Annotated in this window: 14 protein-coding genes; 1 reads left to right on the plus strand and 13 read right to left on the minus strand. The window is 41.6% G+C overall.

The window, feature by feature from the left end; all coding sequences use genetic code 11:
* Window positions 1-9 precede the first annotated feature (9 nt).
* Window positions 10-1,767 (minus strand): bifunctional diguanylate cyclase/phosphodiesterase, encoded by a 1,758-nt coding sequence (locus tag PHC76_RS07435; RefSeq protein ID WP_299970206.1) that lies wholly within the window; start codon window positions 1,765-1,767, stop codon window positions 10-12.
* 120 nt (window positions 1,768-1,887) lie between these two features.
* On the opposite strand from PHC76_RS07435, the gene PHC76_RS07440 reads away from it, so the two are divergent.
* Window positions 1,888-2,604 carry a hypothetical protein gene (locus PHC76_RS07440; protein ID WP_299970209.1) on the plus strand — a complete coding sequence of 239 codons (717 nt, stop codon included), beginning with the start codon at window positions 1,888-1,890 and terminating at the stop codon, window positions 2,602-2,604.
* 4 nt (window positions 2,605-2,608) lie between these two features.
* On the opposite strand, the gene PHC76_RS07445 is transcribed toward PHC76_RS07440, so the two are convergent.
* From PHC76_RS07445 to PHC76_RS07500, 12 genes are all read right to left on the minus strand, one after another.
* The gene (locus tag PHC76_RS07445) at window positions 2,609-4,084 is read right to left on the minus strand and encodes an inorganic phosphate transporter (protein WP_299970212.1); all 1,476 of its coding nucleotides are present in this window, start codon (window positions 4,082-4,084) and stop codon (window positions 2,609-2,611) included.
* Between the two features lie 77 nt (window positions 4,085-4,161).
* Entirely contained in the window at window positions 4,162-4,641 is a 480-nt protein-coding gene (locus tag PHC76_RS07450; protein ID WP_299970215.1) for a PAS domain-containing protein, read from the minus strand.
* Between the two features lie 79 nt (window positions 4,642-4,720).
* On the minus strand, window positions 4,721-5,488 hold the full coding sequence (locus PHC76_RS07455; RefSeq protein WP_299970218.1) for an RMD1 family protein: 768 nt from the start codon (window positions 5,486-5,488) through the stop codon (window positions 4,721-4,723).
* A 15-nt stretch (window positions 5,489-5,503) separates the two neighbouring features.
* Window positions 5,504-7,621 (minus strand): TonB-dependent receptor, encoded by a 2,118-nt coding sequence (locus PHC76_RS07460; RefSeq protein ID WP_299970220.1) that lies wholly within the window; start codon window positions 7,619-7,621, stop codon window positions 5,504-5,506.
* A 26-nt stretch (window positions 7,622-7,647) separates the two neighbouring features.
* Window positions 7,648-9,195 carry an ATP-binding protein gene (locus PHC76_RS07465; RefSeq protein WP_299970223.1) on the minus strand — a complete coding sequence of 516 codons (1,548 nt, stop codon included), beginning with the start codon at window positions 9,193-9,195 and terminating at the stop codon, window positions 7,648-7,650.
* Complete coding sequence (locus tag PHC76_RS07470; RefSeq protein WP_299970226.1) at window positions 9,182-9,637, minus strand: YfiR family protein; 456 nt, start codon at window positions 9,635-9,637, stop codon at window positions 9,182-9,184. The genes PHC76_RS07465 and PHC76_RS07470 overlap by 14 nt, the downstream gene beginning before the upstream one ends.
* 89 nt (window positions 9,638-9,726) lie before the next feature.
* Window positions 9,727-11,427, minus strand: coding sequence for an EAL domain-containing protein (locus PHC76_RS07475; protein ID WP_299970229.1), 1,701 nt, complete (start codon window positions 11,425-11,427; stop codon window positions 9,727-9,729).
* Window positions 11,428-11,545: 118 nt separating this feature from the next.
* The gene (pstB, locus tag PHC76_RS07480) at window positions 11,546-12,331 is read right to left on the minus strand and encodes a phosphate ABC transporter ATP-binding protein PstB (protein ID WP_299970232.1); all 786 of its coding nucleotides are present in this window, start codon (window positions 12,329-12,331) and stop codon (window positions 11,546-11,548) included.
* A 2-nt stretch (window positions 12,332-12,333) separates the two neighbouring features.
* Window positions 12,334-13,176: a phosphate ABC transporter permease PstA gene (gene pstA / locus PHC76_RS07485; protein ID WP_299970234.1), complete on the minus strand. Its 843-nt coding sequence runs from the start codon at window positions 13,174-13,176 to the stop codon at window positions 12,334-12,336.
* Complete coding sequence (gene pstC / locus PHC76_RS07490) at window positions 13,173-14,024, minus strand: phosphate ABC transporter permease subunit PstC (RefSeq protein ID WP_299970237.1); 852 nt, start codon at window positions 14,022-14,024, stop codon at window positions 13,173-13,175. The genes pstA and pstC overlap by 4 nt, the downstream gene beginning before the upstream one ends.
* A 136-nt stretch (window positions 14,025-14,160) precedes the next feature.
* Window positions 14,161-15,573: a HAMP domain-containing sensor histidine kinase gene (locus tag PHC76_RS07495; RefSeq protein ID WP_299970240.1), complete on the minus strand. Its 1,413-nt coding sequence runs from the start codon at window positions 15,571-15,573 to the stop codon at window positions 14,161-14,163.
* Window positions 15,567-16,241 carry a response regulator transcription factor gene (locus PHC76_RS07500; protein WP_299970243.1) on the minus strand — a complete coding sequence of 225 codons (675 nt, stop codon included), beginning with the start codon at window positions 16,239-16,241 and terminating at the stop codon, window positions 15,567-15,569. The genes PHC76_RS07495 and PHC76_RS07500 overlap by 7 nt, the downstream gene beginning before the upstream one ends.
* Window positions 16,242-16,389 lie beyond the last annotated feature (148 nt).

The raw sequence follows: 16,389 nt of genomic DNA on the forward strand, positions 1-16,389 counted from the left end.
GAAATATTTTTAATCAATAATCACACAAAAATTATTGGGAGCTTTTTTAGCATTTTTTTTCTCCAGTGCAAACACTTTTTGGAGGTGCTCGGGGGAACGGATGGATGATTTTGGTGTTTTATAAACCAATACGGCACTTACTCTCAAGAGTTTAAATTCACGGACAACTCCATCACGATCTTCAGCGATAATCGATTCACGATGACGATCTTCTACACTATAAAATTCTAATACCTCTTGAGCAAATTGTTGAATGAGTTTTTGAACTAGTAGGGAGAACTCCTCAAACTTTGTTTCATTTGGGATAGCGGTAGCGGCAAAAAAATCATCCCCCCCGATATGACCGATGAAATAATTGTTTAGGAGAACCTTTTGCATCAATTCAGCGAATAAGATGATAATGCGATCCCCGTTACGAAAACCGTAATGGTCGTTATAGGGTTTAAAATGGTCAAAATCAAAATAACAAAATGCACCTGAGTGTTGAGAATCAAAAGCATTGGCGATGTATTCATTAATCATAAAATTGCCCGGTAATCGGCTCAGAGGATTTTGATCGCGCGCACGGATGAGATTACGCTCATGAACCGCTTCAATCATAATACGGGCGCTTATATACCCAATATATTTAGAGGACTCAACGACCAAAACTCCCGGTGCATGATCGTGCAAAGAGAAAAGCTCGACGATGGTTTCAAGAGGCATCGTAATATCAACAATAGGGATAGTCTCTATGTAGGTTTCTAAGAGTGAAAAGTTAGAGGAGTTGTTTTTAATCAATGATTGCCCAAAAGGGGAGTAAATAATCGCTTTTAATCGGTGTTCATGGATAATACCAAGAGGGATTCCCTGATTATCGATGATGGGAACCAAAGAGAGTTCGTGATCTTTGTTAAACGCGATTAAAAGGGCTTCCATTGTATCATTGACAGAGACTGCTTGTAAAACTTCCAGACGTTTTCTCAAAATATTTTGATCACCCGATAAACGTTTTTCCATTGATGAGAGGGTAAAGATATGGGTATATTTAGGATAAAGATTTTCTATTGTGCAACTGGGGTGCTGGATAAAATATCCTTGCACTAAATGGCATCCTATCTCTTTGCAGAGTAAAAATTCCTCTTCCCTCTCTACCCCCTCCGCGATAATACGGCATCCTATGAGGGTAGAGAGTTGTACCATTTGGCGGGCGAGGAGCTTTTTTTTCGGATCAGTGTCGATGTTATCAATAAAAAAACGGTCTATCTTAATAAGATTCGGGGTGGTGTGGTAGAGCATTTTATACCCTGATTGACCGATACCGAAATCATCAATAGCGATACAAAATCCTTCATGACGATAGTGTTTCATGAGATTGGCAAACTGCTCTATATCGATGATTTCATTGTGTTCTGAGAGTTCAAAGATAATACTTTTATGGTCTAAATTATAGTGCTTTAAAAGTCGTGAAGTATTTCCACCCGAAAAATCTCCCATTTGTATAAGTCGATTATCGAGGTTGTAAAAGAGTTTAATTTTTTGGTGAAAATCGATGAGACAAAATTTTTCGATCACTTTTTTACGCAGTGCTAAATCGAATGAATACAAAATATTTTTCTCAAACAGATGATCAAAAAAAGCACTAATGGATCCAAATCCTAATAACTCTGTTCCACGCAAAAGAGCCTCTACCCCAAAAGTGTCTCCGGAGTGAATATCGACAATAGGTTGGAAGGCAATATCTAAGATGGTGAGATAACGCTGATAAAGTGGGTTAAGCGGTTCCATAATGATAAGTATAGATCAGAGAAATCACCAAATGGTTACAGCTTTTTTATGGAAAGTAATATAAATGTAATCTCTATAGCTTATGATTCGGATAAATAATTCACATGAAAAGGGGCAGAGATGAAAAAGTTCTTATTTCTTATACCGATAAGCTTAGTAGCCGCCAGTAGTGCTTTTTGGTTGAATACCGAATCTTCACACACCAATATTTCACAACCCGTTGCATCTCAAGAGAAGAGTGCAGTAGAACTGTTTACACAAAGCGATCACGCACTCAAACAAATCATTCGTCACGGCGATGAAAACTCAATTGCAGTTTTGAGTTCAACATTGAAAGAGTTAGAGAAAGGGTTGAAACAATACGAACAACAAGGTTTTAGTGTTACAAAAGCAGATGAGTTGATTGCGCAATACAAACAAGACAGTTTGGCAGTTTCATCACTAATCCCCGCGTATCTTCAAAAGTTGCAAACAAGTGATGCGTATGAACAGCAGAATGAGAAAAAATTTAAAGCATCATTGGATCAAATCGGATTGTATGAGTTAAAAGCAACTTTTGAAAAGCTAGAACAAGCACGGGTAAAATACATCAAATCTCCATCTCAAATGACCCAAGATGAGTACGCTCAACTCTCATCAAGTATGAAAAACATTATACGAGAACTCTACCTCGATTCGATGATAGAAAAACCTTTGTATACTTATATAGATAATCATGAACGTTATTTTCAAACCATTGCTACGGTTTATAATAAGGTGGGTGTAGAGAAAATAGAGCGATTAACTCTTAATGAGTATGCTATTAAAGGGGAGTTACAGCTCCTTCCGAAGCTGTAGAATATTATTTGGCGATAAAGCTAAGACAGTAATAGATGGCAGCACTCATGATTCCGGTAACCGGTAATGTGAATACCCATGAGAGCAAGATAGTTTTTATCATCCCTTTTTGTACGCCACCATCGGGTTCCGCTACCATAGAACCTGCTACAGAACTTGAAACGATATGTGTCGTACTAACCGGTGCATGGGCAAAGTTTGCCAATAAGATGGTAATCATAGAGATTGCTTGAGATACGGTTCCTTGCATATAATTGATAGGTCGAGAGCCGATTTTTTCCCCTATGGTTAATACAATTCTTTTGTATCCGATCATCGTACCGACACCGATCGCTAATGCTACTGCAATCATAACCCAGTATGGAACATATTCGGAGGCACTTACTAATGTTTTACGTTGGGTGGCAATGTAATCCGATTTATCTTTATCGATAATTTTTTCAACTTGACCAAAAAAGTTATCGGTACATAAAACAGCAGTATGAACACTCCATCGATCTTGTGGTGAAAGTTCTGAATACGATTTAATCCCCTCTAATTTAGTAGCAACAAGGGCTGTTGTTTCATAGACTTGATTAACATTACATTCGGCAATGGTATTTTTAACTTTCAGAGCACTAATGAGATGTTTTTCACTAACAAGCTGATTGAGAGTAGTATTGTTTTCGGCATAAAAATTGGCCAAATTTGCGGCACTATCGTGGGTTTGTTTGATTTTGTATTCGTGTGAATCCATATTGAGGGCATAGTAGCTTGGTAAAATACCGATCAAAATAATCATGATCAATCCCATCCCTTTTTGCCCATCGTTCGATCCGTGAGCAAAACTGACACCGGCACCTGTCGCGATAATCCCCATACGCATCCAAAAATTTGGACGTTTACGTTTGATTTCATCTTCAGGGGATTTATAATATTTAGGATTATCGAAAAATTTACGTGCCCCTTTCATCATGAGATACGCCAATCCAAACCCGACCAAAGGAGAGAGTGCTAAAGCTATTAAAACTTTGTAAACCGCAGACCAATTGACACTTTGTGAAAAATCAAACCCATGCATAAGGCTAAAGGCAACACTAACACCGATTAATGATCCGATCAAGGAGTGTGAACTCGATACCGGAATACCGAAATACCATGTTCCGAAATTCCATATAACAGCAGAAATAAGGAGAGAGTAAATCATTACCAAAGTAGTATCTTGGTTAGAAGCGACGATAATGTCTAGGGGAAGGAGATGGACAATAGCATAAGCTACTCCGATACCACCAAGCATAACCCCGAAAAAATTCATAATACCTGCCATAATAACTGAATGACCCGGTTTTAAAGAATTGGTATAAATAATCATTGAGACAGCATTAGCGGTATCATGAAAACCGTTAATCATCTCATAAAAAAGAGCGATTAATAGAGATAACACGAGTAAAGCGAGGGTAAGATTACTAACATTACCAAGCGCATCTAAAATTACAGACATACGTACTCCAAGTCTAATATAACCGTAATTATATTACAGAACCGATACGAAAAGGTTACGAAAAGGTTACAATGAGTTTATGAGACGGCGATAAAATCATCGTCATAAAAAGTTGCCGGTATATAAATATTTTCTTCACGCATACACGCTTCACTTTCAATCATTTGAGTGTATTTCTCTTTTATCTCTTGAAGGGTCAATTCTCCCGGTGGTTTTCGTACCGCAATAAAGCCGCATAGTTCGTTTGCATCATTATATTTTGGAGTAACGGTGACAACGACCCAATAAAATGCCCCGTCTTTTCGTAAGTTTTTAACGTACCCTTCCCACGGATTACCTGCTTTTACGGTATCCCACATACTACGAAAACAACATTTTGGCATATCAGGATGGCGAATAAGGGAGTGGGGTTTGCCTATCAGCTCCTCTTTGCTGTATCCTGACATCTCTGTGAAAAGGCGATTAACATAGACTATCTTGCCGTTTAAATCGGTTTCGGTAATCATATTTCCACCCTCGAATTTAATCTCAACATCGGTAGGGGTAGGTCGCTGCATTATTTTTCCTTATAGAAAAGTACCAAGGATTATGACATATTTTACAACAAATATCAATATATAATAGTTACATTTACTATTATCGGAAAAACTGAATAAGTCCCATCACGATTTCAACTCCGATGAGGATGATAATAATCCACTCCAAGTACTCACTTTTTTTGTGGTTGATGATGTCCATAACGAGCAGTACATCTTCTTTGATATGGGAGAGTTTTGCTAGAGCGATTTCGTGTCGGTCATGCAGTTCCAGTGCATATGCGAGGGCATTGTAGAGCATTTCCGCCTCTTCATCATCCCATAAAATATTGGGTTTATCGAGGAGGACGAGGTTGCTTACCATATCGTGTCGGGTGAGGGCTAGCCTAGAGGCAAATCGCATGAGATGAGTATGTTTGGAGAGTGACATAGTATGAATCGATTCGATAATCGAGCGGCTTTGGGCAAAGAGGGTGTCGAGTTGCTTTTCATAATGTTCCAAACCGACGCTTTGACTGATGGCGAGGGCGATGACATTGAGATCGTGGGTGGAATTCTCTTTAAGAAGTATCGTTTCGTTGGTCACTTCAAACGGTTTTGAGAGGGTAGAATCTATCTCGATGGGATAGTCTTGGGTAATAAGCTGTTGTTCATCAAGAGAGATATTGAGGAGTCGAAGGGCATCTAATATGGCGTGTTTCTCTTCGGCGATGAGGGTTAAAACCCCAAAAGGGGCGAGGACAATATGGTATTTTTGGTTTTGACCGTAATAGCCGTTTTCAACCCCTTTGGTAAGGGTTAAATCGAGGGCGTATTCGATGGTAGAGGTGATAAGTGGTTGGGCAAGATAGAGGGAGAGGAGATTCATGGTTGTGCCTTTGTATTAAAATGCATATCTCAGCTCAGCAAATATCGACCTGGTCGGCATTTGATAATCACTCAATTGACCTAAAGAAGAGGCCGGAGAGGGGTCATAGATAGTACGGTTGAAAAGATTACGCACACTTATATTGAGTGCTAAATCTTTGGTGATTTTATCGGTTACGCTGACATTGACTAAAGTGTAATCGGGGATATCACTGCGTGTATCGCCTGCGGCTCGTTTACGATCCGCTACCCAGAATAGTTCTGTATTGGCTATCCATGTGGAGATAAAATTCCAATTTGCGTTAATTTGTCCCAACTGTTTTGGGGTATCGGGTGCCTCTTTGAGGGTACTTTTGAGTTTGGTATTACGGTATGCATAAGCAGCTTTTAGGGTTATTGTATCGATGGGTTTGTAGTTGATTTCGTATTCCAAACCATTTCCTGTTTGTTCACCGATATTAGCAAAGCTACTCCCTAAGGCGTTAATCAGATTTTTGGCATCGTAGTAATAGATATTTACCGTCGTGCGCACTTTATCGGTTGGGTAGTAATCACATGCCAGTTCGTAGGTATCGATAGTTTCGGGCTGAAGATTTGGATTACCGTTCCCTATCGGATTGTTTTGGGCATAAAGTTCGGCGAATGAGGGCGCTCTAAAAGCACGGCCGTAGAGTAGCTTTGTCGTAAGGGTATCGGAGGTCTGCCATACCAGAGCTAATCGCGGGTTGATGGCTGAGCCAAAATCGGAAAAATGGTCATACCGTATTCCAGCAGTTAGATTCCAATTCGGTGTAAATAACCATTCATCCTGAATACTGAAAAAGAGATTTTTACGATTTACGTAATTGGGCATATAATTAGATGAAGTGCCGGTTAAATTTGTCAATGTGCCGTCTATGGGAGTAACGGTTCCATCGATGACTCCCGGACCAAAATTTCCTGAAGTAAAGGGTTCATAGCTAGCAAATGTATATCCACCGCTTAGACGAATTAGATGGTTTTCAAAAGTTTCAGATAATAGGGTGGCTTCATATCCTGCTGTTTTTTCCTCATCTCCCGGTGCTCCAATATATCCATCACTAAAGGTGACAAAGCCACTAAAGGGTTTGCCACCAAAATTTCCGTCCGTTCCGATAGGGAGACGCGCTCCTGCGGGAAAGACATGCAAATAGGTTTCCAGTTTTTGATAGGAGAGGGAAACTTTATGTTCCAAGCTTATGGTATCACTTAGTTTTTGGCGATAATAGAGGTCACTCTGTATCCGTTTGTTTTTACCATAACCATTTGGATCAAGGGCATTGGCAATTCCTTCACCTGTGCCGGCATTGGTGAGTAAACTCCCCCAAATATTGAGTTCTAGGTCATCTTTAACAAAATTGGCATTCAGATTGTACCGCTCATAATGGGTGTTTAATGGACCCGGAGCATTGGATGCGTTGGAACTGAAGGTACGGTCATTGAGTGTTTGGGCGTCTACGCTCATAATGCGGTTGCTATCCCCGTCGCTGGAAGCTGCGGAGAAATTTATCGCATAAGAGAGGTTGTCATTTTTGGCTCCATAGTTTGCCCATAACTCTTTGGTATCAAATGAGCCGTATCGTATCCCTGCTTCACTGTTATCGGTGAGGTATTCGGCATCTTTGGTAATGATGTTAATAACCCCTGCAAAAGCGTTTGCCCCGTAAATAACAGACCCCGGTCCCCTGATTATTTCAATCCGTTTTACCGCACTCAAGGGGATATTTAGTCTCATTATGGGAGCACCCGTTTTTACTCCTTGTAGTGTTGTACCATTCATTAAAATCATGATTTGCGAATTGTATTTGCTCCGAATACCTCGGATGTCATAGTTGCCTGATAGACTCCCTATCCCATTGTATACGTTAAGTCCCGGAACTTCCGCCAAAATCTCATCCAAGGTTCTGGCACTCGATTCGGAAATCTGTTTATCGGTGATAATTGTCGCAATGGCGGGTGCGAGGGAGAGAGGTTTTTGGGTACCGGTGGCGGTTGAGATGGGAATATTTAGCATCTCTTCCATCGAGAGGGATTCCATAATATCAAGGTCACTTGAAGCATTGGCAAGCGATGATAAGAGTAATGTTGTTAAAACAACCGAAATTTTGTATTTCATGGACAATCCTTTGTGTTGATGTGGTTTTACACGATTTTTCTCTCTAAATAGGGTAAATGTATCTCAAATGTCGTACCGTTAGGTATCTCTGAATGGACACTAATCGTTCCGCCCAGTTTTTGAGTTACGAGATTGTATACGATACTCAAACCTAGCCCTGTTCCTCCTGCATTTCGCTTTGTCGTGACAAACGGTTCAAATATTTTATCTTTTATGGATGGATTTACACCTTTACCGTTATCGTGAAATAGTAGATGGATAGTATTTTCCAGTAACTCTAAGGTAATCGTTATTTTGGCATTTTCCATATCTTTTTCAAAAGCGTGCAAAATTGCATTAGCGATTAGATTATTGAAGAGTTGGGCAAAAACACCGGGGTATGAGTAGATAGAGATGTGTTCAGGTGAAATAATCTCTACGTCAATAGGGATATGTTTGAGCTTATTGTGAAATGTCTGTACGATTTCATAGAGATACTCTTTAAGATCAAAATCGCGCAAATCGTTCGTGCTTTGATCAATCGAGATTTGTTTAAAACTTTTAATCAGTTCGGCGGCTTGGGTGACACTTTTAAAAAGGAGTTGGGAGCTTTGGAGAATAACGTCTAATTTTTTCTCCATCTCTGAGCGGGTGAGTGTCCCCTCGTTTAACCCTTTTTGTATCGCAGCACTCTCTCTGGTGATGATAGAGCTTCCCGTTACGGCATTTCCCAGCGGTGTATTTACCTCATGGGCAACACCCCCGACGAGATTACCTAGTGCCGCCATTTTTTCGGATTCAATGAGCTGATTTTGTGCTTGTTTAAGGGAATCCAGACTATTTTGAAGCTGATGTGTCCGTACCTCTACCCGTTTTTCAAGATCTTCGGTTAGTGTTTGCGTTTCACTTAGCATCAGGTTAAAAGCATCGTAGAGTCGGGCGATTTCATTTTTACCCTCATAGGTGACGCGAAGGGAGAAATCACGTTTATCTGCAACCAGATTGGCACTTTGCGCCAGTGACAATATGGGGTGAAGCATGTAGTCCCCTAGCTTATGAGAAACGAGAATAACAAAAATAATTAAGGTGATAGAGAAGATGCCAAGAGGTATTATGAGGTTATTTAAACTCTCGATAATTCCCGATGCGCTTTTAATCAAATAAAGATATCCCAGCACCTCTTTGCCGTGTTTGATGGGGAGGATGATTCGATATTCAGCATCACGGGTTAACCAAGTATTGTTAATAAATCCGTTTTCGGCATTAAAGCTAGCAGGTTCGGAGCGTTTAAGGGGATTGATTTCGCTAAACAGTTGATGATTGCTATCATAGACGGATACCTGAATGACGGAATGCTGATTTTTAACGGCTTTTAGAATCTCTTCTGCCCCTTTGGAATCAAAAAAAGCTAATGGGGAGAGTACAGTATCGGCGATAAATTGTGCCTCCAATGTACTTTCATGGATAAAACGGTGTTTTTCATTCAGTAGCGTCAATACCAAAGCGAAGATGGTCGCTATCATTAATATCAACGCACTGAGCGACGTAAAAATAACGATGAACTGACGGGTAATAGGGTAATTACTTAACTTCATTATTCTCTCCGTTTGGTTCTACAATCTTGGCGAGTTTGAGTAATCGGTAATCTGCCTTTAGGTGAGTGTCGGAGAGCCTTTTTTCATTGATGACTATTTTGTATTTGTTGTTATCCAGATAAAAGACAACACCGGCACCATCGTAGATATTATCATAATTGTTTCCGACAATTAATGTTGTTTGGTTTTTGAGAATTTGGGCAATTTGATTGAGGGTATTTTTATTGGCATTAACGATATAGATGATTTGACATGATAAGAGTATCCGTTTATCGGTAGTGCTATCTACCGATATAACATCCAAAGAGCGGTCATGCAACTCTTTGTCTTTGTAAAGTTTTTGGAGATTTTGAGCAAAATCATTATCACCGACAACGCAGATTTTTATCGTTTTTTCGGGTAATTGCGGCCAACTGATAAAAGAGCCGATACGCTGTAGCATGATTCCTTTGATATCGGTTTCGGATAATGCGTACAAAGATGTAGTAGATAGTAAAAAAACAAGAATAACTGTTTTTATGGAGGTATACATCAGAGAAGTTCGGGCGATGGCTCACCCAAAAAATATCCTTGGGCGTAATCGATTCCCATTGATTTGATGATGTCGTATACTTGGGAACTGTGGACAAATTCCGCAACGGTTTTTACTTCTATTTTGTGGGTAAAAAAGAGGATGGTTTCGGTCACTGTACGCGATTTATCGTTGCAATCTATATCTTTGATATAGGTTCCGTCGATTTTGACAATATCGAGATCCAGATTACCGAGTTGTGCGAAGTTTGAGCATTGAACCCCAAAATCATCCAAACATAGATGATATCCCAGTGATGTCAGTTCGTTTAGATGTTTTTCGGCGATAGGGTTGGTCAAGATGCTATTATCTTCGAGAATCTCGAAATATATTCGGTCACTCTCTATTTTGTACTGGAGACGTGTTTGTTCGATAAATTCTACAAATTTCTCTTCCAAAAGATCTTGATCGGTGATGTTGATGGTAAAGCCAAGAGTGTTGTTTGCAAATTTGGCACATGCTTGATCAAACATTTTTTGTGTTATCTGATAGAGCAACCCCGCATAGCGAGCTGTCGGGAGAAAAAGAGGGGGAGTGTATATCACCCCATCGCGCTCAAGACGGACAAGGGTCTCATATTTGACGATTAAGCCGCTTTTGCACTCGACGATGGGTTGATAATAGGCGATTAATTTATCGTTATCGAGGGCATCTTTGAGCCATTTTGTCCATTTGGTATTTTCTTTGATCTGGGTGATAACCGCTAGATCATCGGAGTAGACTTGTATTCGATTTCGACTCATTTTCCGCGCTTCGCGTAGAGCGATTTCGGCTTTTTGAATCATGTTGCCGATATCGTGTTCAACTACCCCCATGGTGACGTTGATGCGATGTTCCAGCCCATTGATGAGGAAAGAGTTCTTGGTGATGCTGTTTCGGATAGCTACAACCTCTTTTTGAATATCCTGAGCTGTTTTATGACAGGTTAAAAGAGCGTAAATATCGGCTTCAAGACGGTAAACACCGCAATCAGAACTGGAGGTGTGGAGCAAAATATCAGCAAATTGCAACAGCATTTGATCACCCACTTCAAATCCGTATACGTCGTTAATCATGCTAAAAGAGTCGATATTGAGCAAAATCAGTGACATCGGTTCATCGTTGTCTAAATCATAGTTGAGTTTAACCCGATTTCCCAAACCGGTCAAGCTGTCGGTTATAAGGGTGTTATAAATCTCATTTTTTTTGTTGAGGAGCTCGATGATTTGTTTGTACTGCGAAAGGGCGCTGCGGATGGTAGTATAAAGCCGATCGGTCGTTAATTCTGTTTTTTCTTTGTAGTCGTTGATATCGTAATGATCGATAACGTATCGCTCCGGTGCTACACCGGGTTGTCCCGTTCGGATGATGATTCTCACCATCATGTTATTAAAACGGAACCGGATGGTTTCGACCAAATCGAGCCCAGCGGTATCCGTTTCCATAACCACATCAAGCAAAATTATGGCTATATCATCGTAATTTTTTAAAATTTCTATCGCTTCTGAGGCGCTGTAGGCGGATAAAAACTGAAGAGGCTTACGCTCATAGATAAAATCATGAAGTGCAAGTTTGGTAAAAGAGTGAACCTCGCTGTCATCATCGACAATGAGTACTTTCCACCTCGCTTCAGGTAGTGTTTCCTCCTTTTCGGGGGCGAATAAAAGTTCATCGGCATCCATTATGTATCCTTCTCAATTTCGCTTGATAGCTTAATGATATTATGATAATTATAAAAATCTTATAAAGTTTTTGAGGAGGATAGAAGAAATGGTGACGGGGGAGATTTTTGGGAGCATATCACCCGAATTTTCCGGTGATGTACTCTTGGGTGAGTTTCTCTTTTGGGGTGACGAATATCTCTTCAGTATGGCCCAATTCGATCAAATCGCCCAAATACATAAATCCGGTGTAATCGCTTACACGCGCCGCTTGTTGCATATTATGGGTAACGATGATGATGCTCACTTTTTCTTTAAGTTCGATGACGAGTCTCTCAATCCCTTGGGTAGAGATGGGGTCGAGTGCTGAGGTAGGTTCATCAAACAAGAGAACTTCGGGCTCAACGGCGATGGCACGTGCGATACAAAGACGTTGTTGCTGTCCCCCTGAGAGACCGTTTGCATCGTGTTTTAAACGATCACTGACCTCTTTCCAGATAGCGGCATCTTGGAGTGCTTTTTCAACCCGTCCATCGAGTTCGGATTTATTTTTTATCCCTTGAAGGCGTAAACCGTAGGCGACGTTATCGTAAATCGACATCGGAAACGCTGTCGGTTTTTGGAAAATCATCCCGATACGGGTGCGAAGGTGAATCAAATCTTCTTTGGGAGAGAGGATATTGTGCCCTTCGAACTCGATTTCACCGCTGTAGGTGTTCCCTGGATAGAGGTCGTGCATACGGTTGAATGAACGGAGCAGGGTGGTTTTACCGCATCCTGATGGTCCGATAAGAGCCGTTACCGCATGTTTGGCGATGGGCATCGTAATCTTTTTTAAACTTGGAGCCGCAGCACCTTTGTAGGTAAATTCAAAATTACGGACATGAAGAGCGCACTCTTCTTTGATATCGATAATACTTGCCATAGTTATTTCCTTTTTCCCATTAATAAAATAAGTCGTCCGATGATATTTAGACCCAAAATAAACATCGAGAGGATAAAGGCGGCTGCCCATCCCAGTTGTTGCCAATCATCGTAGGGACTGATGGCGTAGTTAAACATTGTCACCGTCAATGAAGGCATCGCTTCGTTTAGATCGGTGGTAAAAAAGTTATCGTTAAACGAGGTAAAGAGCAACGGTGCCGTCTCTCCCCCTACACGGGCGATACCGAGCAACACTCCTGTTAAAATCCCCGCTTTGGCACCGCGATAGACGACGTCCATGATCACTTTGTATTTCGGTGCTCCGAGGGCAAATGCCGCTTCGCGCAATGTTCCCGGTACGAGTTGAAGCATATCGTCGGTGGTACGCAAAATAACAGGAATCATAATAATTGCTAGAGCAATTGCCCCTGCCCATGCACTGAAATGACCCATCGGCATAACGACAACGGCGTAGACGAATGCTCCGATAACGATAGAGGGTGCCGACATCATGATATCACTGATATCACGAATCGTATGGGCGAGAGCGGAATTTTTACCGTATTCACTCAAATACGTTCCCGCCATAATCCCCAGCGGTACACCGATGAGGGTCGCAAGACCTACGAGAATGAGTTGACCAACAAGAGCATGTTTGAGACCGCTCTCAGGATATCCAGGAGGAGAACCCTCATAAATAAAGATATTCCAGTTGAGGGCATCCACCCCTTTCATCATCAAGACTCCGAGAATCCAAAACAAAAAGGCGAGGGCGATAACAGCGCTGAGGGTTGAGAACCCTAGTGCGACTTTGTTAATGAGAATCCGTTTTTGTACGGCTGTCATGATGCTTTCCTCACTTTGCGTAAAAAGTAAAACTTCGCAACCGCGATGACGACAAAACTCATAACCAACAAGGTTAATGCCAATCCAAAGAGGCTGGAAAAATAGAGCGAACTGTCAGCTTCGGTAAATTCGTTAGCGAGAGTAACCGGAATCGAGGTGGTCGGATCGAGGATGCTTCCGGGGACTTTGTGGACATTCCCCATAACAAACGTAACCGCCATCGTCTCACCGATAGCACGTCCAAGTGCGAGGATTACCGAACCGATGATTCCTGCTTTGGCATAAGGGATGATAACGTCTTTAATAACGTCCCATTGGGTCCCACCGAGTGCATACGCTGACTCTTTTAGGATATCGGGGGTGGTGTTCATCGCATCACGGGTGACGGCTGCCATAAACGGCAAAATCATGATTGCCAAAACAATCCCTGCCGCTAAAAGACCAATCCCCATCCCTCCGAAAAGTTCACGTAAGATGGGAACAAAGAAGAATAATCCCCACATACCGTAAATAACTGAGGGAATCGCGGCGAGAAGTTCGACACTCACCCCGAAGAATCCTTTAATCTTGTCGTGAGCGATTTCGCTGAGGAAAATCGCAACCCCGATAGCTACGGGGATGGCTAATAGCATTGCCAAAAAGGTTGAAGCGACCGAGCCGAAAATCGCAGCGTATGCCCCAAATTTATCAACATTCGGTGCCCATTCGTCATTGGTTATAAAATCAAAACCAAAAGCGTGCATCGCTTCGGTTGATTGGTTGAACAATACGACAAAAATCCAGGCAACGATGATGAGGATTAAGAATGCACTGAATCGGGTCAGATTGTGAAAGAGTGTATCAATCATGGTTTGCCTTGAGCAAAATTTTGATGGTATTCTACAAATTTTTGATTACAACATTGTTACCAAAGGGGATGCTGAATGACGTCTAAACACCTATATTACTTCGTCATGATTGAAAAAGAGGAGTTTGGAAGTGAATTTAAGTTTTGGACTTTTTTGGCGGTTCGCAGAGATGTTGGAGAGAAAATCCAAACGTTGATCCCTCGCCTAAAGTGGAGGTGATAGTGAGGGTGGTTTCGTGCAGTTTGAGTATGTAGCTGACGATAGAGAGACCAAGCCCCATAGAGTTGTCCCAACGGTTCTTTTGGACGCGGTAAAATTTGTTGGTGATGTTTTCGAGCTCATTAGGTGCTATACCTATCCCTTTGTCGCTTACGGTGAGCACTTCATCGGTGAGGGTAAGGGTTACTGCTTCCTCAGAGTATTTGAGGGCATTGTCGATGAGGTTGGTGATGACCATATCAATCATGGTTTTGTCGGCGTAAACATCTCGATGGAACTCGTTAAAGAGGATGCGACGGTTAGAATATTTCCCTTGAAGTACCGAAATGGTATCACTGCACACTTCACCCAAATCAAAATGGGTTGGTTTGATGGAGAGGTCGTTATTTTCGAGTTTGACCGAGAGGGCAAGACGGTCGAGCATGAGGGTTATTTTTCGGGTATTGGAGAGAATTTTGTCTAAAAATTTATCCCGAATCTTGAAATCGATATTGGGATCATCGCGGAGTGTCTCAGCATACCCCATTACCGCTGCTATCGGATTTTTAAACTCATGGCTGATGGCGGAGAGGATATCGTTTTGCTGTTTGTTGATAAGGCGAAGTTTGGCGGTATGTTTGCGCTTTTGTTTATCGCGGTTATTGAGTTTTTTGACCAAATTTTTGAGCAAAATGGAGATTTGTAAAAACTCTCTAAAATATTGGGGCTTGAGGGGTGCTCGGTAGTTTTTTGCCGATACTTGATCTAAAAATTGGGTGATTTGGAGAATATCGTAACGGGCTTTTTTAGAGATGTTGTACGAAATGGCGAGGGCAATAATCATCAAAATAGTAAACGAGGCAAAGAGTTTGAGCCAAAGGGTATAAAAGTGTTCCATAACTCCGTCTAAGCCCATCGCCAAACGGATATAAAAAGTTCTCTCAGAGGTAACTACTTTGTGGGCGACGTAGATAAAATCGGTTTTAAGTGTGTTGGAATAACGGATAGAGATACCATAAGGAGCCCTCATCGCCTCCATTATCTCGATGCGCCCTAGATGATTCTCCATCGTGTTTTTATCGGCGTCGCTTTCGGCGATTACCTCCCCTTGCTCATTGATAACGGTGACCCTAAAAAATGTTTTTCCCGCAGCGGTGGAGGCAAAACGGGTGAGATCATCGGCGGTGGTGAGGAGGGGCTCTAAAAGATAGATTGCTTGGATGAGTTGTTCTTCGCTTTGTTTAATAATCATCGATTTAAGGGTAAAAAAACTAATCAGCGAAGCGGTGATAAGTGCAGCTGTAAAGAGACCTAAGACGTTGAGAAAAAAGAGCTGATGGATCCTTAGCACAGTGTGTAGCCAACTCCTCGGACGGTTTTAATGTACTCTTTGGTTTTGTCGGGATCGATTTTCTCTTTGAGACGGTTGATCGCGACATTGACGGTGCGGTCTTGATACACCTCACCCTCTCCCCAAACATTTTCTAAAAGTGTATCACGATTTAAGACAATATTTTGATTATTGATGAGGGTATAGAGGAGATCAAATTCGAGTTTGGTCAGCTCAATCGGTTGAGATTCTATCAAAACCGTCCTTGCGGCGATATTCATGGTGATATCACGATAGGTGAGCGAACCTTCATTAGCGGTTTTTTTGGTGCGTCGAAGCATCGCTTTGACACGCAAGGTAAGCTCTTTCATACTGAACGGTTTGGTGAGATAATCGTCTCCCCCCCGCTCAAACCCTTGTTCGATATCGCTCTCTTTATCTTTAGCACTGATAAAAATAACGGGAGTTTGAATACCTCGATGACGGAGTGATGCGACAAATTCAGACCCTTCTGCTCCGGGGAGGTTACGATCCATAAGGATAAGATCGACATTTTCCTCTTCGAGCACTTCACTCACCCGTTTGGTATTGAGAAACCCGATAGTCTCATATCCCTCACGCGCGAGATTAAACTCGATAAGCTCTAAGATATCCTCTTCATCTTCAACGATTAATATCAATCCATTCACAATTTTGCCTCTTTGTATTGCTAAGGTCAGCTAATCTCCCGTATCCGAAAGATACGGGTAGCTTTAGGGGGAGTTTATAACATTTGTTTCAATAAAAACACGCAAGCGTGTTTGGGCTCTCTGCCGAAGTGAACCAAGTGTTAACGTA

Origin of the sequence: Sulfuricurvum sp., from assembly GCF_028710345.1 — a bacterium.
Classification (GTDB): Bacteria; Campylobacterota; Campylobacteria; order Campylobacterales; family Sulfurimonadaceae; genus Sulfuricurvum.